A 25,851-nucleotide genomic window follows, 5' to 3' on the forward strand; every position below is an offset into this window, starting at 1 on the left:
TTAGCGATTCATACTTTGCTTTATCAATTTGACTGAGTTTATTTTCTGTGCAGGCAGTAAACAACAGTATAAAAAATACTATAGTCGAAAATTTGGTTAATGAAATCATACCCTTTAAAATCATAATGTATGCCAATAAAAAAAGTCGGTTAGAGCTTTACTCCAACCGACTTTCTCCTGAAAAGTTTATAGAAAACTATACGTATGCTCTTGCATTTTTGCCTTCCATCCAATTCATAAAAGCTCTGTTTACAACTTTATTGCCTCCCGGTGTTGGATAATTTCCAGAGAAATACCAATCGCCTAAATGGTTAGGACAGGCCTCATGTAGGTTTTCAAGGGTTTGATAAATTACTTCTACTTTAGCACCAATTTCTGGCGGTGTAATAATTTGAGCAATTTTAGCTGAAATTTCTTCTGGTGTAAAAGGTGCATAAATTTCTTTTACATGGTTGATAACCTCTTCTTTTGGCACATTTGCTTGTGCTTTACATTTTGCATAAACATCATGTATCAATTGCTCCATTCCTCTTTCTTTCAAAAGTTTGATGGCTGCTTCAAATGCCACAAATTCTCCCATCCTACTCATATCTATACCGTAACAATCTGGGTATCTTATTTGGGGTGCCGATGATACAATAACAATTTTAACAGGTCCTAATCTATCAAAAATTCTTAGGATACTTTGTTTTAAAGTTGTGCCTCTTACAATAGAATCATCTAAAGCTACAAGGGTATCAACATCACGTTTAATTAAACCATAGGTGGTATCATAAACATGAGAAACCATATCACTTCTATCGGCATCTTGCGTAATAAAAGTACGCATCTTTACATCCTTGATAGCTAACTTTTCTACTCTTGGTGTAGTTTTTAAAATCCTATCTAAATCTTCGTCTGTTAAGTTATGACGGCTATTTACCAAAGCATCTCTTTGTATTTTGCGGTTGTAGGTATGTAAACCTTCTACCATACCATAAAAAGCTACTTCGGCTGTATTTGGGATATAAGAAAATACGGTATGTTCTAAATCATGATTAACATGCTCTAAAATTTTATCGCATAATAACTGACCTAGTTTTTTACGCTCTTTGTAAATATCTGCATCGCTACCTCTAGAAAAATAAATACGCTCAAAAGAACATGATTTTTTCTCTACAGGCTCTGTAAACATTTCTTCTGTTACAGTACCATCTTTTTTAATGATTAAAGCGTGTCCTGGTTGTATTTCTTTAACCTGACCTATTTTGATATTGAAAGCTGTTTGTAATGCAGGTCTTTCGGATGCTGCAACAACAATCTCATCATCCTGATAATAAAATGCTGGCCTAATACCTGCTGGGTCTCTTAAAATAAAAGCATCACCATGACCAAAAATACCACTAATGGTATAACCACCATCCCAAGTTTTAGCAGATTTTCTTAAAATTTTCCCTACATCAAGATGCTGAGCTATTAGACGAGAAATTTCAGCATTATCATATCCATCTTTTTTGAAATGATCAAAAAGCTCCTGATTTTCATCATCTAAAAAGTGACCTATTTTTTCAAGTACGGTAACAGTATCTGCTTGTTCTTTTGGGTGCTGACCTAAGTCATACAATTGCTGTAATAATTCATCAACATTTGTCATATTGAAGTTACCAGCTATCACAAGGTTACGTGTCATCCAGTTATTTTGACGAAGAAAAGGGTGGCAAGCTTCAACACTGTTATTACCATGTGTACCGTAGCGCAAATGCCCTAATAATACTTCGCCGGTAAAACTGATATTTTCTTTTAACCAATTTGCATCTTTCAGTAAAGCTGGATTTTCTTTTTCTACGGCGGCAAATTTCTTCATCACGTAAGAGAAAATATCTTGAACAGCATTTTTCTCCATAGACCTGTACCTGCTGATATACCTATTTCCTGGCTTAATATCCAGTTTGATGGTGGCAATACCAGCGCCATCTTGTCCACGGTTATGCTGTTTCTCCATCAACAAATAAAGCTTATTTAAGCCATAAAGTGATGTTCCATACTTTTCCTGATAAAATGATAATGGTTTGAGTAGGCGGATGAATGCAATTCCGCATTCGTGTTTAATAGAGTCGCTCATCTAAGCTATTTGATAAGTGTGCAAAATTATGAATTCTTACTAAATGCGGAAATTAAAAAAGATTAAAAAAGTCATGCTAGTAACATTAAAATGCGCTACTCTTTTTTTACACTTTTATTAAGATGGGCTTATCCAATGTAAAGGGCAAATTTGCTGTTATCATTAGATTTAAAATACAAAAGGAGCTTGTTTCCGGAAAGCGTATTACCTTATCTAGGCACCTTCTTGCGGTTGGTACTCATTTAAATGAAAGGTAAATTTAAAACAAGCTCCTTTTTTTATTAAATAGCTTTAAATACAACAACTGCTAAAGGCGGTATATTAACTTTTATTGAATTTGATTTCCAATGGCTACCATGAGCTTCACTAATTGTAGGAGGATTTTTTAAACCACTACCCCAATATTGTTCATCATCAGAATTAAAAATTTCATGCCAATTGCCTGGTCTTGTAACACCAAATCTGTACTGATTTCTTGGAACGGGAGTTAAATTTACGGCTACAATTAAATCGTCTTTAGGATTATTACCTTTTCTAGCGTATACCAAAACGGAGTTCTCAGCATCATCATTTACAATCCACTCGAAACCTGTACCTGTAAAAGAACGTTCATACATAGCAGGTTCTGTTTTGTAAAGTTTATTAAGTGCGGCAACTAATTTTTTGATGCCTTGGTGCGGAGCATATTCTAACAAATGCCAATCTAAAGAATACTGCTGATTCCATTCTTTTGTTTGAGCAAACTCACCACCCATAAATAATAACTTGGTACCTGGATGTGTCCACATATAACCGTATAATGTTCTTAGATTAGCAAACTTTTGCCACTCATCTCCTGGCATTTTATGAATCAAAGAACCTTTACCATGTACAACTTCATCATGAGAAAGTGGTAACATAAAGTTTTCGCTAAAAGCGTAAACGGTACTAAATGTTAAGTCTTGATGATGAAATTTGCGATGTGCTGGATCCTTTTTAAAATATTTAAGGGTATCATTCATCCAACCCATCATCCATTTTTGTCCAAAGCCCAAACCTCCTGTAAAAGTAGGATGACTTACGCCACCAAAAGATGTTGACTCTTCTGCAATGGTTTGTACGTCAGGAAAATGAGCATAAACAGCCTCATTAAAATCTTTTAAAAAAGAGATAGCTTCTAGATTTTCTCTGCCACCATATTCATTAGGAATCCACTCGCCTTCTTTTCTAGAGTAATCTAAATATAGCATCGATGCTACAGCATCAACACGTAAACCGTCTGTATGGAAACGGTCTAGTAGAAACAAGGCATTTGAAATAAGAAAAGCTCTTACTTCATTTCTTCCATAGTTAAAAATATATGATTTCCAATCTGGATGAAAGCCTTTCCGTTCATCAGCATGCTCATAAAGGTGTGTACCATCAAATTTGTATAACCCATGGGCATCTCCAGGAAAATGAGAAGGTACCCAGTCAAATATGACGCCTATATCGTTTTTATGAAACTCTTCTATTAAGAACATTAAATCTTGTGGCATACCGTAACGGGAAGTAGCGGCAAAATAACCCGTTATTTGATAACCCCAACTCGGGTAAAATGGATGCTCCATTAAAGGCATAAATTCTACATGTGTAAAACCCATTTCTTTAACATGAGCTACTAATTTTGGTGCCATGTCTCTGAAAGAAAGAAATTGATCAGGAGATTCTGGACCACGAGCCCAAGAGCCAAAATGAACTTCATAAACAGACATAGGTTTATTTAGCGCATTATGTTGATGCCTTTTTTTCATCCAGTTTTGGTCTTTCCACTCGTACCAAGTATCCCAAACTATAGATGCTGTTTTAGGAGCTTCTTCACTTCTTAAAGCAAAAGGATCAGCTTTTTCCATTTCCTCGCCACTAAAAGAACTGATGAAATATTTATAAACTTCGCCATTGCCTACATGAGGAATAAAACCTTCCCATATACCAGAACCATCCCACCTTACCATGAGCGGATGAGAGCCTTTATCCCAACCATTAAAATTACCCGTAACAGAAACATATTGGGCATTGGGTGCCCAAACAGAAAAATAAGTTCCTACTACACCATCAAGCGCTAGAACATGCGAGCCAAATTTTTCATACAACTTGAAATGCTTACCTGCTCTAAATAAACTGATATCAAAATCGGTAAATTTTGAATAGTATTTAACTTGAAAGTCATGAAATGGTAATGACTCTTCACTGGCTTTAGCAACTTTCTTTATAGCTGTTTTTTTCACTTTTTCTACCCCTGCACTTTCTACTACAGCTTTTTTCTTTACAGTAGGCGCTTTTTTCTTTACTTCTTTCTTAACCTCTGTTATATCAGTTTCTTTAGTTTTTTTTGCCATGAATAATTTTATAGTTGATGCTTTCTTGTTTGATTTTTTGGATGGATTTAAGCAATAAACAAGCCATGCCTGTTTTTACATGTACAATTTATGAAAAGGATTGCGATTGAAAGAATAATTTATCAGGAAATAAATAAAATCATATTTTTAACGAAAATTAATTTAATGAAAACAAAACTACTTCTACCCTTTTTGGCTTTATTCTACTTTAAAAGTTTGGCGCAAGATAGCCCTAAAAAATTCACCTATGGAGTAAGAGTTACATCTAGTAATGCTTCTGTTGCAACAGAAACACTTTTTACGCCAGCAAATATGAGTTTAGATATAAATAGTATTTCGTCCTTTACGATAAGTGGTTTTGCGGAACATCATGTTGGAAAACTTTTCTATATACAAGGAGGCTTAAATTATATTGTTAAAGGATATAAACAGGATATTATCGGCATAGATGATGTCGGGAAGTTTTTTTCTTTAACAAGTGACATTAAAGGTAACTATATTGAAATTCCTATTTATGGTCTTTTTAGATTTAATGCTGGGAAAGGTAACTTTTTTATCGGTGCAGGACCTTATGCAGCTATCGGTATAAATGGTAAAATTAAAACGGAACTATTCATGCAGTCAACCACTTCTAGCAATACCTTAGAATTAGTTTCAAAAGAAGAAGAAAAAACCAATTTTGGTAATAGTACTGAGGATGATTTTAAAAACTTAGATTTTGGCGCTAATATTCAGCTTGGTTACGAGTTTAAAAAAGGATTTAATTTAGGTTTGAGTTTAGGACTTGGTATTTATGATGTTAGCCCCAACAATAACAAAACTATGTATCACAATAATTTAGGCTTATCCTTAGGGTACAGATTAAAATAAATAAAGCCGGATTTTTTATCCGGCTTTATTGTTTATTACTTAAAGATTTGAACTTGTCTAAAGTTTTTATTCACTTTTAACCTTACTCTTTTTAAATCATCAAAAGCAAGATCTCCGGTATAATCTTTACCATCTATCACTACTTTAGATGGCTTAAATGGAAGCCCGATGATTTTTAAATCATAAGTTTCGTAACGAGGTGTAAATAAACCCTCTATGCTTTGTTTAATCAGCATAGATTTTTTATCTCCATTGACTACAAATTTCTTCTCCAGATAAATGTCTTGTTCGTAAGCAAAAGTATCTCCATGATCTTCAAAATAGAAAGAATTTACTTCATAATCAGAATAGTAAACTTGGAAAATCATTTCTTCAACTTCAAACTCGTTAACATGTTGCATAACCGGGAATTCTGGAATAACAGAACCCGCTTTTACAAAAATCGGCATAGAATCTAAAGGCGCTAGCACATCTAACTCTTTGCCACCTGTTATACTTTCATGTGTCCAGTAATCAAACCATTGGCCTTCTGGCAAATATAAACGACGACTGGTAGCACCTTCCTCTAAAACAGGACAAACCAAAATTTTATCTCCGAAAGTAAATTCATCTTCACGATAATGATTGGTAGGGTTGTGTTGTTCTATCATCACTACCGGACGTAAAATTGGGAAACCATAACGATGATGCTCCCAAAATGTAGAGTAGATATATGGTAGAAGTTTATAGCGTAACTCGATAAATTTACGGTTGATATCCTCTAATTCAGGACCAAAACTCCATGGCTCACGCTCGGCAGTATCTCCAGCAGAGTGGGCCCTCATAAATGGAGAGAATACACCTAATTGTATCCATCTAGTGAATAACTCGCCAGAAGGCTCGCCACTAAAACCACCTATATCTGTTCCAGCAAAAGGAATTCCGGATACGGATAAACGCTGCATTTGAATACTTCCTATTTTAAGATGTTCCCAAGTTGCTACGTTATCGCCTGTCCATACGCTGCTGTATCTTTGTACACCTGCATAACCTGCTCTGGTAATGGTGAATGGTCTTTTATTTTTTTGTAGGAGTTTTAAACCATCATAAGTAGCTCTTACCATTTGCATACCGTAAACGTTGTGTGCTTTACGATGAGACCCACGATGACCATCGTATTGATGACGAACATCATCAGGGAAAGTACCTGAGCCAAATACAGCAGGCTCGTTCATATCATTCCAAACACCGGCAACGCCAACTTCAACTAATTCTTTAAATAAAGTTCCCCACCATTGTCTTACTTCTGGGTTGGTGAAATCAGGAAATTGACAACGACCTGGCCAAACATGGCCTTCCATAAAATAATCATCACTTCTACGGCAGAAGTATTTATTTTCTTTACCCTCCTTAAATACCCAGTAATTATTATCAACCTTAATACCTGGGTCTATAATAACTACCGTTTTAAAACCATCATCAGAAAGCTCCTTAATCATCTTTTTAGGATTAGGGAAATACTTCTTATTCCAGGTGAAACAACGGTAACCATCCATATAATCTATGTCCAGATACAGAGCATCGCAAGGTATTTTTCTCTTCCTGAAATTATCTGCTAAATCTTTAAGTTTAGATTCTGGATAATAACTCCACCTACATTGATGATAGCCTAAAGCCCAAATCGGAGGTAATTTATGGGTACCAGTTAAGGTGTGGTATCTTTTTACCACATCCATCATGTGTGGGCCGTGAATGTAATAATATTGAAGTTCGCCACCATCTGCCCAGAAACTGGTTTTACCAGCATCTTCATGCGCAAAATCAAAATGCGTTTTAAAGGTATTATCCATGAAAATACCATGAGCAACACCTTTATTTAAACTGATGTAAAAAGGAATACTTCTGTATAATGGATCTTGATGTTTTGCAAAAGAATAAGTATCAGAATTCCAATTTTGAAGTCGCTTACCTCTTAAATTAAAATCGGTAGGTTTATCGCCTAGACCGTAGAAACTCTCCTCGGGGAAACAAGTTTTTGTACAATACACATAATAACCACCAAACTGTACATTTTCTTCGTAATGCATAGCTTGGAAGTCTTCATTGATGATATTGCTGTCATTATCTGCAAAAGAGATTCTAAAATCAGCTTTATTGATAAAGCAAGTTACCGTATTGGTAGAAACGGCATACCTATCATCTTCTTCAGTAAAGGTAAAAACTGCCACACGTTGGTCTAACTTTGGTACTGCGTAAGAAAATTCTTCTAAGAATACGCTATGAGGCGCCATTCTGACCTTAATAATCTCATCGCTTACTACTCTTATCTCAACAGAAGCATCTCCATCACTAAATATATAACGGTTATTTTCTTGTCTAACTTCTATTACCTTACCCAAATACTTTTTCTCAATAGGCTTTAAACCTACAATGGGGTTGTTAACATGTTGTATTTCTTGTTCTAAATCTTCTGAGGTTAACTCTATAGGGAGGCCTTTAGGCTCTTGTTCTTTCATATTATCAATTGTTTTTTTCTAATATCATGATTATCTAGCACAAATAAAACACTTATTTTCAACAAATACGCTACAATATTAATCATCAAAAGCTATTTTTTTTGAAATTATATCAATAAAAAAAACATTTTATTAATACTAATACATTTCATAGAAACTATTACTTATCAATAATTTTATTTAATCAAATCAAGCTTCGTACGGCTAATGCTTATATTTGCAGCTTATGAACGTGGATAGGGAACATATTTTCAAAATTAAAACTGAAGCCCAATTTAATAAATTGGCTTTAGAAGTTTTTAACTTTCAGATGAGAAATATCCCTGTATATCAAGAATTTGTACAGCACTTAAATCCAAATTGGTCATCCATCAAAACATATAAAGTTATACCATTTCTACCGATAGAATTTTTTAAAACTCACGAACTTATAGCTCCAAATAAAACAGCAGAAATTATTTTTAGTAGTTCTGGTACTACAGGTACTTCTACAAGTAAACATTTTGTACAAGATGTTAGCTATTATGAGAATAGTTATCAACAAAGTTTCGAATTATTTTATGGTTCTGCTTCCGAATATTGTTTTTTGGCTTTACTACCTAATTATTTAGAAAGAGAAGGCTCGTCATTAATTTATATGATTGATGATTTGATTAAAACCAGCCAACACCCAGAAAGTGCTTTTTTATTGTATGATCATGAATTACTTTTCAACAAACTAGAAAAGCTAAGAAAACAAAACCAAAAAACAGTTTTAATTGGCGTAACCTATGCTTTACTAGATTTTATTGAGGCCTACCAAATACATTTTCCTGAGTTGATAATTATGGAAACCGGAGGCATGAAAGGCAGGCGAAAAGAAATGATAAGAGAAGAACTGCATCAAACACTTTGCAAAGGTTTTGGTGTAAAACACATTCACTCTGAATATGGAATGACCGAGCTTTTATCGCAAGCATATTCTAAAAGAGATGGCATTTTTGAATGCCCACCTTGGATGAAAGTCATGATAAGGGATGTAAATGACCCCTTGACCTATTTAGAACAAAATAAAACAGGTGGCATCAACGTGATAGATTTAACCAATATCAACTCCTGTTCATTTATTGCAACTCAAGATTTAGGTAAATGTTATAACGATAATACTTTTGAGGTGTTGGGTAGGTTTGATAATAGTGATATCAGAGGATGTAACCTGTTGATAAGTTAAACTAAACGATTATCAAAAATAAAAGGCTTCACCAATTTTATTTTAACTTTATTCATCAATGGATGATTTGGGTTTAGAATATAGTTAAACTCATCATCAACAATTGCAGAAGGGACTTTTAAACCTAGATATTCATTCTTACGGATAAACTCGTCACCAAATCGCTTAAGTAATTGTTCCTGATTATTTTTCCAATCTGTCGGAAGTTTCTCTATAGACAAAGCTGTAAAACTATCATCAGGTACCGCAAAACTTGCCATACAAAAATCATCAGGAAAAAGTGCTGGATTTAAATGTACCAAAACCTCTAAAACTGCCAACGATTTTGAAGAAGCCAAATAAACTGCCGGAGTGCCAACACTATTCCACCTGCCACCATATAATCGGGCACCTGTACCCGATAAATCCTCAATATATTTAGCATTGGCTAATCTAAAAAGCTCCATTATTAAGCAAATAAACCATGCTCTATACGACCAAGTTCTTTTGAGATTAAATCAAAACCTAAAGAAGTGTCTAAGAAAGATGCAGGAGTTTGATTTTTAAAAACATAAGAAGGCGTTTTCATCCAAAGTTTAAAGCGCTCTAAAGAACCAAAAACTTGCTCACCTCTTACATAAAGACGAGCTAGCTCAATGGCTTTTTCTGAATATGCTGCATCTATTAAAGCGTTTTCATCAAAACGTTGTAAAGTACGCTCAGAGATATGCATAATAGCAGCCAACTCTTGAAAAGTAAAAGCAATAGATTTAATTAAATGAACCAATGCTTTTTTAGGTAAACCAGCTCTGGTGAGTTCAAGTAAATCAAAATCTGAAGATATAGGTTTTTTGAAACTTAAAACACTTAAACCACCAAACAAATACACAACCGCATGAAGCATCTCTTGCGGTTGTGTTAGGTATTCTATGAGGGGTTCTTCAACTTTATCATTTTCCATAAAACAGACATTTGTACACAAAAATACAAATTTTGTCTTGTTTTGCAAATTTATTCTGCTATAATCAAAAAATAATTTTTCTTACCTCTTTGTACTACCAAAAAGCTATTACTTATTAATAATGAGGAATTTACAACCACATCTGCGGTAGCAATTTTCTCTCTATTTAAAGAAACCCCACCACCTTGAATCATTTTTCTGGCCTCGCCTTTAGAAGGAAAAATTTGAGTTTGCTCTGCCAATAAAGTTAAAATATCAGTGTCAGTATCTAAAGATGTTTTAGGTATCGTAAATTGCGGAATACCTTCAAAAACACCTAAAACTTCATCGTGGCTTAAAGCCTTTAAGAAATCTAAAGAACCATTGCCAAAAAGAAAATCAGTAGTATTGATAGCTGTTTGCAAAGCTGCTTCGCCGTGTACTCTTCTGGTAATATCTTCTGCTAAAGCCTTTTGTAATAACCTTAAATGAGGAGCAGGCTGGTGCTGAGCTATCAAATTATCAACATCTTCTTTAGAAAAGAAAGTAAAAATTTTAATAAAATTAGCAGCGTCCTCATCAGAAGAATTTAACCAAAATTGGTAGAACTGATATGGACTAGTTTTTTTAGCATCAAGCCAAATGTTACCGCCTTCGGTTTTTCCAAATTTTGTTCCGTCTGATTTTTTAATTAAAGGAGATGTTAAAGCAAAAGCTTGTCCGCCCGCTTTTCTTCTTATAAACTCGGTTCCTGTTACAATATTCCCCCATTGGTCTGAGCCTCCCATCTGCAACAAACAACCTCTTTCTTTCCAAAGGTGATAAAAATCAAAACCTTGTATCAATTGGTAAGTAAACTCTGTAAAAGACATACCCACTTCACTCTCTAGACGTTTTTTAACAGAATCTTTTCCCATCATGTAATTAACAGTAATGTGCTTACCAGCATCTCTGATGAAATCTAGAAAAGAATAGTTTTTAAACCAATCGTAATTATTTACAATTTCTGCACTGTTAGCACCGCAATCAAAATCTAAAAATTGCTCTAATTGCTTTTGTATACCTTGAAGATTTTTTTGTAAATCTTCTTCAGATAAAAGGTTACGTTCTTGAGACTTCCCTGTAGGGTCGCCAATCATACCAGTTGCTCCACCAACTAAAGCCAAAGGCTTATGTCCAGCTTGTTGGAAACGTACTAAAGTGAATATTTGCGATAAACTACCAACATGTAAAGAATCTGCTGTAGGGTCAAAACCAATATAACCAGTAACCATACCTTTAGCCAATTCTTCCTCTGTACCGGGCATAATATCATGCAAAAGACCTCTCCAGCGTAATTCTTCAACAAAATTCATCTTATAAGATTTAAAATTTTTACTATATTAACAAGGTGGCAAATATAAGATTTAGATAGAATTGGTTTAACTATTAAAAATGAATTTCCTTTCGCACTATTATTTTGACCGTTACAACCCCAACTCTTATGAAGTTTTAGGGAGTATTTTGCCCGATTTGTTAAAGAATGCGGATAAAATCAGTAATATATTTCCAGAGAAAAACGAAGATAAGTTTACACAACCTTATGAATTAGCTATTTTAAAAGGATGGAAGAAACACTTAAAAGTAGATAAGCTATTTCATAATGCTACATTTTTCTTAGAACACCAGCATCAAATAAAATTAAAAATAAAAGACTTATTAGAAAATACTCCTATAAAGCCTTTTTTTGCTGGCCATATTGCAATAGAATTAATACTAGACCATTTACTTTTAAAACATCAGAAAATAGATGCAACAAGATTATATAAGCATTTAGATAATGTATCAAAGCATCATTTAACTGCTTTTTTAAACCTCAATAGCGTAAAAGAGCAAGAAAAATTCTTTACTTTTTTCGAGATGTTTAAAAAAGAGCAATACCTTAAAAGTTATGAGGATGTGGCTAACATTAGCTATGCTTTAAAAAGAATTTTTATGCGTATCTGGCCCAATCCACTTACCACAAAACAAGAAGATACACTTACTCAAATACTAATTGATTATATTTTTGATATCGAAGAAAAATTTATAATTATATTTGAGCAGATAGAACGGCAATTATTGAATGACTAAACGCTTCTTACTATTACTTTTAACGATACCTTTTCTTGCGCAAGCCCAAACTAGAAAATATTCTAATGAATTTTTACAGATTGGTATTGGCTCTAGAGCGTTTGGTATGTCAGGCTCAGTAGCCTCATCAACCAATGATGTAACTTCGGGCTATTGGAACCCAGCCGGTCTAACCAGAATGAGAACAAATGCACAAGCTAGCTTAATGCACTCTTCTTACTTTGCCGGAATCGCGAAATACGATTATGCAGGATTTGCCACTTTTGTTGCCGATAATACTGCAGTTGTAGGTGTATCTGTTATAAGATTTGGTGTAGATGATATCCCTGACACTTCAGAATTGATTAGTGCCGATGGGAGCATTAATTACGATAGAGTACGCTCTTTCTCGGCAGCAGACTATGCATTTATGTTTAGTTATGCCCGCAACCACAAAGGAAGACAAAAAGATGAGGATGGCTTAAGTTACGGAGCCAATGTAAAAGTTATCCATAGAAAAGTTGGAGAATACGGAAAATCTTGGGGCTTTGGCTTTGATGTTGGCGCTCAATATAAATTAAAAAACTTTATTTTCTCTGCCGTTGGAAGAGATATTACCACCACTTTTAATGCTTGGAGTTATAATCCAGACAAATTTGGAAGTGTATATACTACAACCGGAAACGATATTCCTCAAAACTCAACTGAAACTACCTTACCAAGAATCATTTTAGGTGCAGCTTATTATAAAGCTTTTGGTGATAAATTTGGACTAACTACAGAAACCAATCTTAATTTAACCACAGATGGGCAAAGAAATGTATTACTCTCTGCCGACCCTATAAGTATAGACCCAACCATTGGTCTAGAAGCCGATTTCAAAAAGACCGTTTACCTTAGAAGCGGTATTGGTAACATCCAAAAGATAAGTGATTTTGAAGGCAAACAAACTTATAGTATACAACCTAATATAGGTTTAGGTATTAGAATTAAGAACTTTTCTATAGATTATGCTTTAACCAATGTAGGTAACCAAAGCGATGCACTTTATAGCAATGTATTTTCTTTACGCCTAGATTTTGAGCGATAAAAATCTCTCCAAAACACCCATTTATAAAGAAATAAATAAGTCTCTTTTATTATTATTGTTATCTTAGAGGCTATGAATATTGACTTTTTTGAGCACCTAATACATGAATTTGAGCTACCATTACAAAATCCTGTATTAATATTTTCGCTCATTTTATTCATCATTTTACTATCTCCTATTTTGCTTAGGAGGCTTAAAATACCAGGTACTATAGGACTTATCCTATCTGGGGTTGTTATTGGCCCACATGGCGTAAACCTTTTGGCTAAAAACTCGGCTGTTGATTTATTCTCTACCATAGGTTTACTGTATATTATGTTTATTGCCGGTATAGAGCTGGATATGAACGAGTTTAAGAAAAATCAATTTAAAAGTTTAGGCTTCGGATTTTTCACTTTTATCATCCCTATTGCTTTAGGTTTGCCTGCTTGCTATTACATTTTAGGTTACGATTTAAATGCTAGTCTTTTAATTGCCAGTATGTTTGCAACACATACCTTAGTGGCTTACCCTATTGTAACCAAATTTGGTGTTACTAAAAACCCAGCTGTAGCCATAACCGTTGGCGGAACTATTTTAACAGATACCGCAGTTTTAATTATCCTAGCCATTATTGTAGGATCTGCAAACGGAGGTTTAACCACCCAATTTTGGATGAAGCTAGGAATATCATTAACTATATTTTTACTCATCATATTTTTGATATTACCGCGTATTGCCAAATGGTTTTTTAACCGTATGGATGGCGATAAAACTTCAAATTATGTCTTTGTGCTTTCATTAGTTTTCTTATCGGCTTTCTTAGCAGAAGTTGCGGGTGTAGAACCTATTATTGGAGCTTTTATGGCTGGTTTAGCATTAAACAGACTTATCCCCCATTCATCAGCACTCATGAATAGGTTAGAATTTGTAGGTAACGCCATATTTATCCCATTCTTCTTAATTAGTGTTGGGATGTTGGTAGATATAAGAGTAATTTTAAGTGGCTATACTGCCATATTTGTAGCCGCAACACTTTCTATTGTAGCCTTAGCAGGTAAATGGGTGGCTGCATTTATAACTCAAATTACGTTTAAATACAAAGCAGAACAAAGGCAACTTATTTTTGGCTTAAGTAGTGCCCATGCTGCAGCAACATTAGCAGTAATATTGGTAGGTTATAAAGCTAATATTTTGGATGAAAACATTCTAAATGGAACTATTATCTTAATATTAGTAACTTGTGTTGTTGCTTCTTTTGCTACCGAGGCAGCAGTTAAAAAGATTGTACAAAACCAAGATAATCCGGATTTTAAAGAAGAACCCGAAGAAGTTGTTAATTATGAGAACATCTTAATTCCAGTTTCAAATTTTAATAAGCTTGAACCTATCGTTGATTTTACAATTCTTATCAAAGATAAAAAATCTCCTTACCCGCTCAATATTTTGTCTATTGTAAGTAATGATAGCGATGCAGAAACCAATATTGTACAGGTAAAAAGAAAATTAGAAGATTTTGTAAAATACGCATCCGCAACAGAAACATTGGTAAACCCAATTGCTACTATAGATATTAACATATCTGATGGCATTACGCGTATATCAAAAGAAATTTTAGCAAGCACACTAATTTTGGGTTGGCCGCATAAAGAAACTTTTCTGGATAAAATTTTTGGACCAAAATCTGAAGCAATCATCAATGCTACAACCAAAACAATTTTCTTTTGTGATTTTGTAAAACCATTAAATACAAGTAAAAAAATAGTTTTGGTTTGCCCACCTTTAACCGAGCTGGAAGATGGTTTTTCTTATTGGATGGATAGAATTTTGAAACTAGCTAATGAGTTAAGTGTAATGATTGATTTTCATGCTGCGGCAGAAACCCAGAATGCCATTATTAAATATACCAAAATAGTAAAAAGCAAAACCGCTTATAGTTTAAGCCTATTAAATTTTGATGAATATCCACAACTGCTCAGTAATGCGCCTTTTGATCATTTGATGATATTTGTATCAGCCCGTAAAGGTTCCATCTCTTATCATTCTATGCTAGATAACTTAAACTCAACACTTAATAAAGATATTAACGACCATAATATTTTATTGATTTATCCTTCTGTTAAAACATCTGATAATAAGTACACCGAGTATAGTGATATGAATGCAGAATTATTTATCAAAGGCGTACAAAAAGTTAACAAGATTAAGAAAGGTATCAAAACCATATTTAAAAAATAGACTATCACATTTTTTATGCAATCTACATCATTAACAGACGAGCAATTACCTCAAAAAATCATCATTACAGGTGCAAGTAGTGGTATTGGTTTTGAAGCCGTTATAGAATTGGCTATTAAAGGTCATCAAGTAATTGCATTGTCACGCTCTAAAGAAAAGTTGCAAAATTTGCAGAAAATTACGCTCAGCTTAAATCCTGATGCTGTTTTATATCCTATTGTTTTTGATATTGTTAATGATGATTATCAGGGTTTAGCCCAATTTATACAACAAAAATGGGGAAGCTTCAATATTTTGATAAACAATGCAGGCGCTTTAATTAATAAACCTTTTAAAGAGCTTAGCGAATTAGATATGGCAGAAATGTTTCAATCTAATGTGATGGGGCATTTTAGAATGATACAAGCTTGCTTACCTTTTTTATTACCAAATGCTCATATTCTCAATATTGGCTCGATGGGTGGTTATTTAGGGAGTTCTAAATTCCCAGGATTAGCGGCATACTCGGCAAGTAAAGCTGCTTTACATAATTTGACAGAATGTTTAGCGCAAGAATTGAGTGAAGAAAAAATAAGCGTCAATTGTTTAGCACTAGGCTCGGCACAAACAGAGATGCTAGAAAAAGCATTTCCTGGTTATCAATCTCCGGTACAAGCTTATGAAATGGGTAAATATGTAGCAGATTTTGCCTTAACCGGGCATAAATTCTTTAATGGCAAAGTGCTTCCAGTTGCTTTGGCAACGCCATAAATAAGTTTTATTGGCAGCAATATTGTGAAGCTATTAAAAAAACACCATGATGAATTTTAAATTATATTCTGTATTAATGGTTATCATCATACTTACATCTTGTGTAAGAGATAACAAACAAGAAACACAAGAAACAGCAGATAGCTCTAATTTTAATGTTGCACCTACTGCAACCGAAACTCCTCATAAAAGCGTAGAACTTAAAGAACTACCTTGGCTTGCAGAAGTTGATACAGTTAGCCTAAATATCTCTTTAAAAAGAAATCATCAGGTATCCACTCAAAACTTAGATGAAAAGAATGTAATTGAGATTATCAACAAAAAATACCCAGATAACCAATTGATTTGGAAGAAAAAAAGCAACGACACGGCTTACATAAGTATCCCGAATGCTTTTTATTTAACACAATCTAGCGGCTCTTTAGGGGCAAGAATATTTTTAGCAGAAAGCACATTTTCTATCACAGAAATACCCGGGATAAAGGTTGTTTATTTTGATTTTGAAGCAGGAGATCATGCCTCGCCAGGCGCTTATCAAAGAGCTGATTTTAAGTAGCAAAGAAGCTGAATATCTCATTTAACATATTTTAACGCTATAATCTACTATAGTGAAAAACTTATCCGCATCTTCAACCGTATTTAAGGTATGTATAAAATGAAAAAGTATATCGCAGCTTTCATGCTAGCTTCTTTAGTAGTATCTCAGGTTACAGCAGAAAGTAAGTTGAAAATAGTCTCTAGCTCAGGTTTAGAAATCTTACAAAATTCAAAACCAAATCATGCTGTTTTAAATAAGCTGTTAAATACTTATGTAAACAGTGCTGGTATAGTTAATTATAAAGCTTTTATGAAAGATAAATTAACCTTACAACAGTATTTAAAATCTTTAGTAAATGTTAAGGTAAGTACCTTGTCTAAAGATGAACAATTAGCTTTTTGGATAAACATTTATAATGCAGCAACCATAGATCAAATTCTAAGAAATTATCCTGTAAAATCCATCATGGATATTTCTGGAGGTAAAGTATGGGACCAAAAACTACCTTATACTTTTGCAGGGAAAAGCTATACTTTAAATGAAATAGAAAAGGTAAAACTGATTGAGGAATTAAACGATGCCAGAGTGCATTTTGCAGTAAACTGCGCAGCGGTATCTTGCCCTAAATTATTAAACAAAGCTTACACAGCAGATAACGTACAAAGTCTTTTAAACGCAAATACTTCGGCATTTTTAAATAATACAGAGTTTAATAAACTATCTCCTTCCAAAGCTCAATTATCTAATATTTTTAATTGGTACAAGGCAGATTTTGCTAAAGCAGAAGGAAGTGTTGCCGCTTTCATTAATAAATATGCCAAGGTAAAAATCAAAGAAAACACCCCACTAAGCTATATCAATTACAATTGGTCTTTGAATGACAAATAATTTGTAGCTTGTATCCATAAAACCTCAAACATGAAAGTTGTTATCATTGGTAATGGTATCAGTGGGATTACTACAGCCAGGCATATCCGTAAGCTCAGTAACCACGAAATATTGGTTATTTCCTCAGAAACAGAGTATTTTTTCTCCCGTACAGCCTTAATGTATATTTACATGGGGCACATGAAATACGAGCATACCAAGCCATACGAAGATTGGTTTTGGGAGAAAAACCGTATTGATTTACTATTTGCCAAAGTTGCCCAAGTACAAGCCCAGCAAAAACAATTGCAGCTTGAAGACGGTAGCCTTATAACTTTTGATAAGCTGGTTATTGCAACAGGCTCTACTCCTAAAACGCTAGCATGGCCGGGTTTACATTTAAAAGGTGTGCAAGATTTATACAGCAAACAAGATGTAGATTTGATGGAAGAAAACACCAAAGACATTACTGATGCTGTTATTGTAGGTGGTGGTTTAATTGGGATAGAAATGGCTGAAATGCTACGTTCTAGAAACATCAATGTACATTTTTTAATAAGAGAACAATATTATTGGAATAGCGTATTACCCAAAGAAGAAGCCAGTTTAATTAATAAACATATAGCTGCTCATCATATCCATTTACATACAAACACACAATTAAAAGAAATTATTGGCGATGAAAATGGCAAAGTGAAAGCCGTAATAACTCATGATGGTAAAGAAATAGCTTGTCAGTTTGTAGGCTTAACCATCGGGGTAAACCCTAATATTAATTTCCTTCAAAATAGCGAAATTGAAACCGATAGAGGTGTTCTGATCAATGAATATTTGGAAACTAACTATCGTGATATTTATGCCGTTGGAGATTGCGCCCAATTTAGACAGCCTATAAGCTTACACCCTGCTGTAGAACAACTTTGGTATACAGGTAAAATGCAAGCCGAAACTTTAGCACAAAATATCTGTGGTGATAAAAGAGCTTATGAAAGAGGTATTTGGTTTAACTCGGCCAAGTTTCTGGATATAGAGTATCAAACTTATGGCTACATGTTTAATAAACCTTTGGAAGATGAACAAAGCTTTTATTGGGAACATCCGAAAGGTAAAATAGCGTGTAGAATAAATTATAAAGCAGCAAGTAAAGCTGTTACCGGATTTAATTTTTTTGGGATGCGCTTTAGACAGCAAACGGCAAACGACTGGATAAAAAATGAAACGCCTTTACAAAACGTTATGCAAGAATTAGAAAAAGGTTTTTTCGACCCCGAGTTTTTTGAGAATCATTACCCGGCAATTGTAGAGAAATTTAATACCGATTATCCTGAAATGGCAATCTCGGTGAAAAAGAAAAAGAAGTTTTTAATCTGGTAAAGATAGAAAGATGAGTAAAGATATTTCCTTAGCTATAACCGATGGTTCGGGAGCTAATATACTTCAAAAAACAGGCATTGCTCTTTTGGCATTTGGCTTATTAGCTACTATTATAGCTGCTTTTGGTGCTGGCGCTACGCAACCTGTATTATTCTTTTGGCTATCTGTAGGTTTCATAATTGCCGGAACTTTGGTTTATGCCTACCCATATTTTCAGCATGAAGCGGGTATAAAAAACAATAACATCTTTAAAAACGGAATGACCAACAGAGGTGCTATCGCCTGGTTTACAGGACTAGTTCTTACTGGTTTTTACATTATTTTATATTGGTTTCCACAGTATCTGGACGGCTTAATCAGGATGTGCGACCCTTTAAGCTGGCTACTTAGAAATAAAGCTGCCGACCAATGGTTTCTTTACGGTACTTTATATACTCTTGCCGTTTTGGTGATGGGATTTAGGTTTATTGGAAAATATAGACATAACCGCTATCAAATTATCCGTACCCTTTCGGTGATGTTTTTTCAGTTGGGTTTTGCCTTTGTTTTGCCCGGATTGCTATTGATGTTTAATGAGCCCGAATTCTATTTCTCTTATTTCTGGCCTTTAAAATATGGTTATTTATGGCCAAATGATATTAATTATGTGATTTCATCAGGAGGTTTGGGCTATTTCATGATTTTTTGGGGAGCTGTCATGACTTTTATTGCCACGCCTTTACTTACCTATAAGTATGGTAAAAGGTGGTATTGCTCTTGGGTTTGTGGTTGTGGCGGTTTGGCAGAAACCATGGGCGACCCTTACAGGCAACTTTCTGATAAATCTTTAAAAGCATGGAAAATTGAACGCTATACTGTACATGGTGTTTTGGTTTTCATCATCATTACCACCATCATGTTATGGCTTAATTCTGCTTGGGAAGGTGGCTTGTTAGGCACATGGTCTGGTAATTTTTCTCAATGGTATGGCTTTTTTATAGGCTCAATTTTCTCTGGAGTTATTGGTACAGGCTTCTATCCTATTTTTGGAAATCGTGTTTGGTGTAGGTTTGGATGCCCAATGGCTGCTATTTTGGGTTTATTTCAAAGGTTTAAATCTAAATTTAGAATAACTACCAACGGCGGACAGTGTATCTCTTGTGGCAATTGCTCTACCTATTGCGAAATGGGTATTGATGTAAGAGCTTACGCACAAAAAGGCGAAAATATCATCAGAGCTTCTTGTGTTGGTTGTGGTATATGCTCGGCGGTGTGCCCAAGAGGTGTTCTTAATTTAGAGAATTTAAGTGAGCGAAAGTAAAATATTGAGTAGAATGAGAAAGAACCTAAAAGATAGAAGTATAAATCAAAATAAAGATTGGGATAGGATAAACTTTTAAAAAAGATAGTTTCTGCGTTTTTCAGCGAAACTACCTTTTTAAAATTATTTTAACTTAAACAGCAGCAGGATAATCTGTATAACCTTTTTCGTCTGGCGTATAAAGTGTATTAAAATCTGGCTGTGCTAAAGCTACATTTTGTTTTAAACGTTCTACCAAATCAGGATTTGAAATAAAAGGCTTACCAAAAGCAATTAAATCTACTTTTCCATCTTGTAAATCTTGGTTAGCTCTTTCTAAATCATATGCACCACACCAAATTAAAGCACCTTTAAAATTAGCTCTTACAGTTGCTCTTAAATCTGCTGGTACTAAATCTAACCCGTTTGGAGAATGATCTAAAAAGTGTAAATAAGCCACACCTAAATCATTTAATTTTTTAGAGAGGTAATCATAAGTTTCGGTTACTTCATTGTAAGCTGGTATGTCATTAAAACCGCTAAATGGAGAAAACCTTACTCCTACTTTTTCTTTACCTATTGCTGCAATTGTTTGTTCGGCAATTTCTAATAAAAATTTGCTTCTATTTGCTACAGAGCCGCCGTATTCATCTTTACGGTTGTTTACAACTCCGTTAATAAATTGCTCAATCAAATAACCATTAGCCGCATGAAGTTCTACGCCATCAAAACCTGCATCAATAGCTAATTTTGCTGCGTTTACATATTCTTGAATGGTAGCCTTAACTTCTTCCGTAGTTAGTGCATGTGGCTGGGTATGAGGCTTCATTCCTTCTGCATCTGTCCACATATCTCCAGCTGCAGTCATATCAGATGGGGCAATAACTTTTGCTCCTTCTGGGAGATTTACATGGTGAGATACTCTACCAGTATGCATCAATTGTATAAATATTTTAGCACCTTTTGCGTGTACAGCATCTGTAACTTTACGCCAACCCGCTACTTGTTCCTGATTGAAAATACCAGGAATTCTGGCATAACCTAAACCATTTGGTGACGGAGAAGTACCTTCTGTGATAATCAAACCTGCTCCTGCCCTTTGCTGATAATAAGTTACCATTAAATCGTTAGGAATGTTATTTATAGCTCTTGAACGAGTCATTGGAGCCATAACAGCTCTATTTTGTAAGGTAAGTTGACCTAAGTTATAGGTCTGAAATAAGTGATTGCTCATATTGTAATTACATGTTTAAACAAACATATTACAAATATCATTCCCACTTGTCATAAAAGAAACAGTTAATCGTCAGTAAAAAGTAAGTTATCTTAACTATTCAAATACTTATGAACAAGCTTTGCGGTTTTCTCAGAAGCACCTGGAAGTCCCATTTTATCAGCTAATAGCTGATATTGCTGTAATTGAAGCGTTCGATTCTCTCCTTCTAAAAGAGGTTTCAGTTCTTTCAAGATTTGCGGGGCATTGCAATCTTCCTGAATTAATTCTTTAACTACCTCTTTATCCATAATTAAATTCACTAAAGAGATATACCTAATTTTTACAAGCATCCTAGCAATAGTAATACTTATTTTTCCGCCTTTATATAAAACAACTTCTGGTACTTTAAATAAAGCGGTCTCTAAGGTTGCTGTTCCGGAAGTTACCAAAGCAGCATGCGCATGGTGCAATAAATCATAAGTAGCACCAAATACAACAGGAATATGTCTTCCGTTTAAAAAATTATCATAATGTTCTTGATTAAAACTAGGCGCTCCGGCAATTACAAATTGATATTCGGGTAGCTTATCGGCTACAGCTAACATATCTGGCAATAAGTATTGTAGTTCTTGCTTTCTGCTTCCGGGTAAAAGTGCGATGATTTTTTTATCACCTAGATTATATGCCTTTAGAAAATCATCCTGAGGTGTAAAGGCTGCGATAGCATCTAATAAAGGGTTTCCAACATAATCAACCTCCATGCCCCATTCTTTATAAAAATCTACCTCAAAAGGTAAAATGCAAAACATTTTATCTACTACCTTTTTAATTTTGAGTACACGTTTTTGGTTCCATGCCCAAACTTTAGGGGAGATATAATAGCATACTTTGATGTTGTTCTTCTTGACAAACTCGGCAATTTTTAGGTTAAAACCAGGGAAATCGACCAAAATCAAAACATCGGGCTGGTAAGCTAATACATCCTGTTTACAGAAACTAATATTTTTAAGAACAGTTCTTAAATTCATGAGTACTTCTAAGAAACCCATAAAAGCCATCTCTGCATAGTGCTTTACGAGGGTTCCTCCTTGTGCTTGCATTAAATCGCCACCAAAAAATCTAAACTCGGCCTTAGCGTCTAAATTTTTAAGCGCTTTCATGAGGTTTGCACCATGCAAATCTCCAGAGGCCTCACCAGCTACGATGTAATATCTCATGATAGATGTTTAAAGATTGTATTTGTAAAAAAAGAAGATAATTGCACAAATAAAAGATGCAGAAATGATACCTCTAACTGTTTGCTCGTACTCGTCTTTATATACAAACTTTATAAGTACTAGATTTAAAGCTACACAACCTATGTATAATAAATCGTCTTTTGCTAATACTACCAGATTTCTTTTTATCAATTGCACTAGCAAAAAAGCTATACCAGGTACAACAAGTCCTAGTGCTAAGCCTAACCAAACATTATCTTTTTTAAACATTAAAATCCCACGTATTTAAAATAGAAATTGCATGATGAGCTGTCATATCAAACTGTACAGGCACAACAGAAACAAAACCATTGTTTAAGGCCCAAACATCAGAATCCTCTCCATGGTCATGCGATTGGAAAACACCTGTTAACCAATAATAACTTCTTTTGTAAGGATCTTGTCTCTCATCAAAATCCTCGGCCCATTTAGCATTTGCTTGTCGGCATATTTTGATACCCTTTAACTGAGACCCTGCTGGAAAATTAACATTTAACAAAACACCCGGTTGTAAGCCATTTTTAAGTACTTGTAAACAAATTTCTTTGATGTATTTTTTGCAATGTTCAAAATTGGCATCCCATGTGTAATCATCTAAAGAGAAACCAATTGAAGGAATACTTTCTATAGCGCCTTCAACAGCTGCAGACATGGTACCAGAATATAAAACATTAATAGAATTATTAAGACCATGGTTAATTCCTGAAACGCAGATGTCAGGTTTTTTACCTTTAAAAATTTTGGTTACAGCTAGTTTTACGCAATCTACAGGCGTACCAGAGCATTTATACATCTCTACCCCTTCGTACAAACTAACCTTATCCATTCTTAAAGGCTTACCTATAGTAATAGCATGGCCCATACCCGATTGCGGACTATCAGGAGCAACTACGGTTACTTCTCCTAACTCTTTCATCACTTCTATTAAAGCTTTTATTCCCGGAGCAGTTATACCATCATCATTAACCACTAATATTTTATATTTTTTTGTACTCATCTGTTTTATCGTAATTATTATTTATCTTGATTCGCATGCCTAAAAACACACCAAATATTACAAAGTTAAGAAAGCTGAGGGTAAAACTAAGAAAGATTGTAAGTCAGCAAAAAAACAAGAATATAACCGTTATCATTTTAAGTGCTCTAGTAGGATTAATTGTTGGTTTAGCTGCTATTTTAATTAAACAGATTATTTATGCGGTAGAAAATTATGCGGTAAGTTTCTTTCCGGGCTATTTGTTTTTTGTCTTACCCATGATAGGCTTGTTGCTGGTAACTTTTTTAAACGGTAATATTTTTAAAAAGCTGGTAGCTTTTAAAGGCATGCAGCATGTAATTCAAGCTATAGAGAATCATCAGTCTTTCATCAATATCAGGCTAATATATGCCAAGTTTGTAACAGCAGGTATAACTATTGGTTTTGGAGGAAGCTCTGGCATGGAAGCAGCTATTGTTACTTCTGGGGCATCTATTGGCTCTAATCTAGGAAAATCATTAGGCTTAAATTACCAACTTAGAACTTTATTAATTGGTTGCGGAACGGCATCAGGTATTTCTGCAATGTATAATGCCCCTATTGGCGGATTTTTATTTGCCTTAGAAGTGATATTACCTGAATTCACCCCTGCTTTACTTATTCCTTTACTGATAGCATCTGCTACAGGAAAAATCTTATTTGAAATGATCATGGGCGAAAACTTAAGGTTTGATGCTCATGTAGATGCTTTCTCTTATGAAAGTTTACCTTATGTGGTTTTGATAGGTTTTGCCGGTGCTTTTACAGCCATATACATGATTAAAACTTATGGTTTTTGCTACAAAGTATTGTCTAGGCTAAACAATCCGTATTTAATGGCTTTAATAGGTGGTGGTCTTTTAGGTTGTTTGATATATATTTTTCCAGCTTTATATGGCGAGGGCTATGTAAGCATCAATCGTTTACTACACGGACAAGAAACTGAGGTTTGGAAAAATTCCATCTTCCAAAATTTAAATATCCCTTTTCAGGGATTATTTATTTTATTGGTACTACTATTACTACGGCCGCTTAGCACCGGCCTGAGTTTGAGTGCAGGTGGCGAAGGAGGTTATTTTGCACCATCTTTAGTAGCAGGTGGTATAAGTGGTTACTTGTTATATAAACTTGTTATCATGATAAGCGGAACTCATTTAGATTTAGAAGGCAATACTTTTATATTTTTAGGTATGGCTGCCACTTTTGCATGTGTGATGCGAGCACCTGTAACAGCTATTTTCTTAATTGCTGATACCACCCAAAGCTATGCGATAATTGTCCCTTTAATGATAGCTACAACCGTAGCCTACACTTTTAAAAACTATATAGATGCTCATCAACCTCTTAAAAAAGATGGTCATGGACCATTACAAATAGAAAAATTTATCCTTAACCAGATTAATTTGCATCATATCATAGAGACAGTGAATAGTTTTGTATATAGCAACTATACATTACGTAAAATTATTGAACACTTTTCTAACCATGACTACGCTATAATACCAGTTTTGAATAATCAGAATAAAGTTGTAGGAATTATTGAACTAAAAACAGTACGAGAATTAATGAAAAATTTCGAACAATATGATAGCATTATTGCTGAGCAACTTTTACAAACAGAATTTACTTTGATTGAATATGCTCAACTTAGAAATCAATTAGTTAGTAATCCTGAACTTATAAATCTTAATCATATTTTAGTGAGTAAAAAAGGAAATGTTATGGGTTATGTTTCAAGATATAAAGTTTTAAACATGTATAATCAATATTTAAATTATCCAGACCGTTTGTTTGAAAAATAGATATGAAAAAGAAAAAGGAGACATGGGCATGTCTCCTTAATCTTTACTAAACCTAAACCTAAACGTATGAATAATCTTACTGAGAAGATTACATTCAAAATTAAACAAAGCTCATACCAAACTTTTATAATAAGTGTAACAAAAAAGTAACCTTACATTAGTTTAATCTTTGTTTACAGGCTTCTAAGCCATTTTACAACTTCGTCTCTGGTTTTACCTGTTTTGCTTTGTATTTTTCCAAGCATTTCATCTTCTTGGCCTTCTTGGTAAGTTAAATCATCATCGGTTAAATCGGCATAAGCCTGCTTTACTTTACCTTTAATTTCATTCCACTTACCTTTTAATTCTAATTTGTCCATGATGTTCTCCTTTTTTAGATGAATAAATATTTCTAAATAATGTCC

Annotated in this window: 22 protein-coding genes; 11 read left to right on the forward strand and 11 right to left on the reverse strand. The window is 34.3% G+C overall.

The genetic code is table 11. The annotated features are described in order from the left end of the window. Positions 1-196: 196 nt before the first annotated feature. Complete coding sequence (locus H510_RS0101170) at positions 197-2,101, reverse strand: amidophosphoribosyltransferase (RefSeq protein ID WP_026902631.1); 1,905 nt, start codon at positions 2,099-2,101, stop codon at positions 197-199. Positions 2,102-2,382: 281 nt separating this feature from the next. Continuing rightward, positions 2,383-4,458: a 1,4-alpha-glucan branching protein GlgB gene (gene glgB / locus H510_RS18010; protein WP_036691477.1), complete on the reverse strand. Its 2,076-nt coding sequence runs from the start codon at positions 4,456-4,458 to the stop codon at positions 2,383-2,385. Positions 4,459-4,623: 165 nt separating this feature from the next. Between glgB and H510_RS0101185 the strand changes: the two genes are divergently transcribed. After that, positions 4,624-5,328 (forward strand): outer membrane beta-barrel protein, encoded by a 705-nt coding sequence (locus H510_RS0101185; protein ID WP_162143045.1) that lies wholly within the window; start codon positions 4,624-4,626, stop codon positions 5,326-5,328. A 35-nt stretch (positions 5,329-5,363) separates the two neighbouring features. Here H510_RS0101185 and H510_RS0101190 read toward each other — a convergent pair whose 3' ends face one another. Continuing rightward, a complete protein-coding gene (locus tag H510_RS0101190) occupies positions 5,364-7,823 on the reverse strand; it encodes a glycoside hydrolase family 31 protein (protein WP_026902633.1) in 2,460 nt (819 codons plus the stop codon). Positions 7,824-8,049: 226 nt separating this feature from the next. On the opposite strand from H510_RS0101190, the gene H510_RS0101195 reads away from it, so the two are divergent. Further along, positions 8,050-9,033 (forward strand): acyltransferase, encoded by a 984-nt coding sequence (locus H510_RS0101195; protein ID WP_026902634.1) that lies wholly within the window; start codon positions 8,050-8,052, stop codon positions 9,031-9,033. On the opposite strand, the gene H510_RS0101200 is transcribed toward H510_RS0101195, so the two are convergent. Genes H510_RS0101200 through tyrS form a run of 3 tightly spaced genes read right to left on the reverse strand, consistent with a single transcriptional unit; the run spans position 9,030 to position 11,307 of the window. Beyond that, on the reverse strand, positions 9,030-9,479 hold the full coding sequence (locus H510_RS0101200; protein WP_026902635.1) for an RES family NAD+ phosphorylase: 450 nt from the start codon (positions 9,477-9,479) through the stop codon (positions 9,030-9,032). The genes H510_RS0101195 and H510_RS0101200 overlap by 4 nt on opposite strands. 2 nt (positions 9,480-9,481) lie before the next feature. Beyond that, positions 9,482-9,973, reverse strand: a complete 492-nt coding sequence (parS, locus tag H510_RS0101205; protein ID WP_026902636.1) for a type II RES/Xre toxin-antitoxin system antitoxin — start codon at positions 9,971-9,973, stop codon at positions 9,482-9,484. A gap of 50 nt (positions 9,974-10,023) precedes the next feature. Continuing rightward, on the reverse strand, positions 10,024-11,307 hold the full coding sequence (gene tyrS / locus H510_RS0101210; RefSeq protein ID WP_026902637.1) for a tyrosine--tRNA ligase: 1,284 nt from the start codon (positions 11,305-11,307) through the stop codon (positions 10,024-10,026). 79 nt (positions 11,308-11,386) lie between these two features. On the opposite strand from tyrS, the gene H510_RS0101215 reads away from it, so the two are divergent. The 8 genes from H510_RS0101215 to H510_RS18015 all read left to right on the forward strand — a co-directional run bounded on the left by H510_RS0101215 (position 11,387) and on the right by H510_RS18015 (position 20,179). Next, positions 11,387-12,064 carry an ACP phosphodiesterase gene (locus tag H510_RS0101215; RefSeq protein WP_026902638.1) on the forward strand — a complete coding sequence of 226 codons (678 nt, stop codon included), beginning with the start codon at positions 11,387-11,389 and terminating at the stop codon, positions 12,062-12,064. Further along, a complete protein-coding gene (locus H510_RS0101220) occupies positions 12,057-13,133 on the forward strand; it encodes a putative type IX sorting system protein PorV2 (protein ID WP_026902639.1) in 1,077 nt (358 codons plus the stop codon). The genes H510_RS0101215 and H510_RS0101220 overlap by 8 nt, the downstream gene beginning before the upstream one ends. A gap of 72 nt (positions 13,134-13,205) precedes the next feature. Further along, on the forward strand, positions 13,206-15,350 hold the full coding sequence (locus H510_RS0101225; protein ID WP_026902640.1) for a cation:proton antiporter: 2,145 nt from the start codon (positions 13,206-13,208) through the stop codon (positions 15,348-15,350). Between the two features lie 15 nt (positions 15,351-15,365). Next, the gene (locus H510_RS0101230) at positions 15,366-16,100 is read left to right on the forward strand and encodes an SDR family NAD(P)-dependent oxidoreductase (protein WP_051290991.1); all 735 of its coding nucleotides are present in this window, start codon (positions 15,366-15,368) and stop codon (positions 16,098-16,100) included. Positions 16,101-16,146: 46 nt separating this feature from the next. Continuing rightward, the gene (locus H510_RS0101235) at positions 16,147-16,656 is read left to right on the forward strand and encodes a hypothetical protein (protein ID WP_155977765.1); all 510 of its coding nucleotides are present in this window, start codon (positions 16,147-16,149) and stop codon (positions 16,654-16,656) included. 99 nt (positions 16,657-16,755) lie between these two features. After that, entirely contained in the window at positions 16,756-17,526 is a 771-nt protein-coding gene (locus tag H510_RS0101240) for a DUF547 domain-containing protein (RefSeq protein ID WP_026902643.1), read from the forward strand. A gap of 30 nt (positions 17,527-17,556) precedes the next feature. After that, positions 17,557-18,879, forward strand: coding sequence for an NAD(P)/FAD-dependent oxidoreductase (locus H510_RS0101245; RefSeq protein WP_026902644.1), 1,323 nt, complete (start codon positions 17,557-17,559; stop codon positions 18,877-18,879). Between the two features lie 10 nt (positions 18,880-18,889). Beyond that, a complete protein-coding gene (locus H510_RS18015; RefSeq protein WP_051290992.1) occupies positions 18,890-20,179 on the forward strand; it encodes a 4Fe-4S binding protein in 1,290 nt (429 codons plus the stop codon). 133 nt (positions 20,180-20,312) lie between these two features. On the opposite strand, the gene H510_RS0101255 is transcribed toward H510_RS18015, so the two are convergent. The 4 genes from H510_RS0101255 to surE all read right to left on the reverse strand — a co-directional run bounded on the left by H510_RS0101255 (position 20,313) and on the right by surE (position 23,627). Next, complete coding sequence (locus tag H510_RS0101255) at positions 20,313-21,392, reverse strand: alkene reductase (protein ID WP_026902645.1); 1,080 nt, start codon at positions 21,390-21,392, stop codon at positions 20,313-20,315. 92 nt (positions 21,393-21,484) lie between these two features. Then, positions 21,485-22,591: a lipid-A-disaccharide synthase gene (gene lpxB, locus H510_RS0101260; RefSeq protein ID WP_026902646.1), complete on the reverse strand. Its 1,107-nt coding sequence runs from the start codon at positions 22,589-22,591 to the stop codon at positions 21,485-21,487. 9 nt (positions 22,592-22,600) lie between these two features. After that, positions 22,601-22,861, reverse strand: a complete 261-nt coding sequence (locus H510_RS0101265) for a hypothetical protein (protein WP_026902647.1) — start codon at positions 22,859-22,861, stop codon at positions 22,601-22,603. Next, on the reverse strand, positions 22,854-23,627 hold the full coding sequence (surE, locus tag H510_RS0101270; RefSeq protein WP_026902648.1) for a 5'/3'-nucleotidase SurE: 774 nt from the start codon (positions 23,625-23,627) through the stop codon (positions 22,854-22,856). The genes H510_RS0101265 and surE overlap by 8 nt, the downstream gene beginning before the upstream one ends. A gap of 35 nt (positions 23,628-23,662) precedes the next feature. Between surE and H510_RS0101275 the strand changes: the two genes are divergently transcribed. Then, positions 23,663-25,447, forward strand: a complete 1,785-nt coding sequence (locus H510_RS0101275; protein WP_026902649.1) for a chloride channel protein — start codon at positions 23,663-23,665, stop codon at positions 25,445-25,447. A 173-nt stretch (positions 25,448-25,620) separates the two neighbouring features. Here H510_RS0101275 and H510_RS0101280 read toward each other — a convergent pair whose 3' ends face one another. Next, on the reverse strand, positions 25,621-25,806 hold the full coding sequence (locus tag H510_RS0101280) for a CsbD family protein (RefSeq protein WP_026902650.1): 186 nt from the start codon (positions 25,804-25,806) through the stop codon (positions 25,621-25,623). Between the last annotated feature and the right edge of the window lie 45 nt (positions 25,807-25,851).

The organism is Pedobacter glucosidilyticus DSM 23534, assembly GCF_000425145.1.
Lineage (GTDB): Bacteria > Bacteroidota > Bacteroidia > Sphingobacteriales > Sphingobacteriaceae > Pseudopedobacter > Pseudopedobacter glucosidilyticus.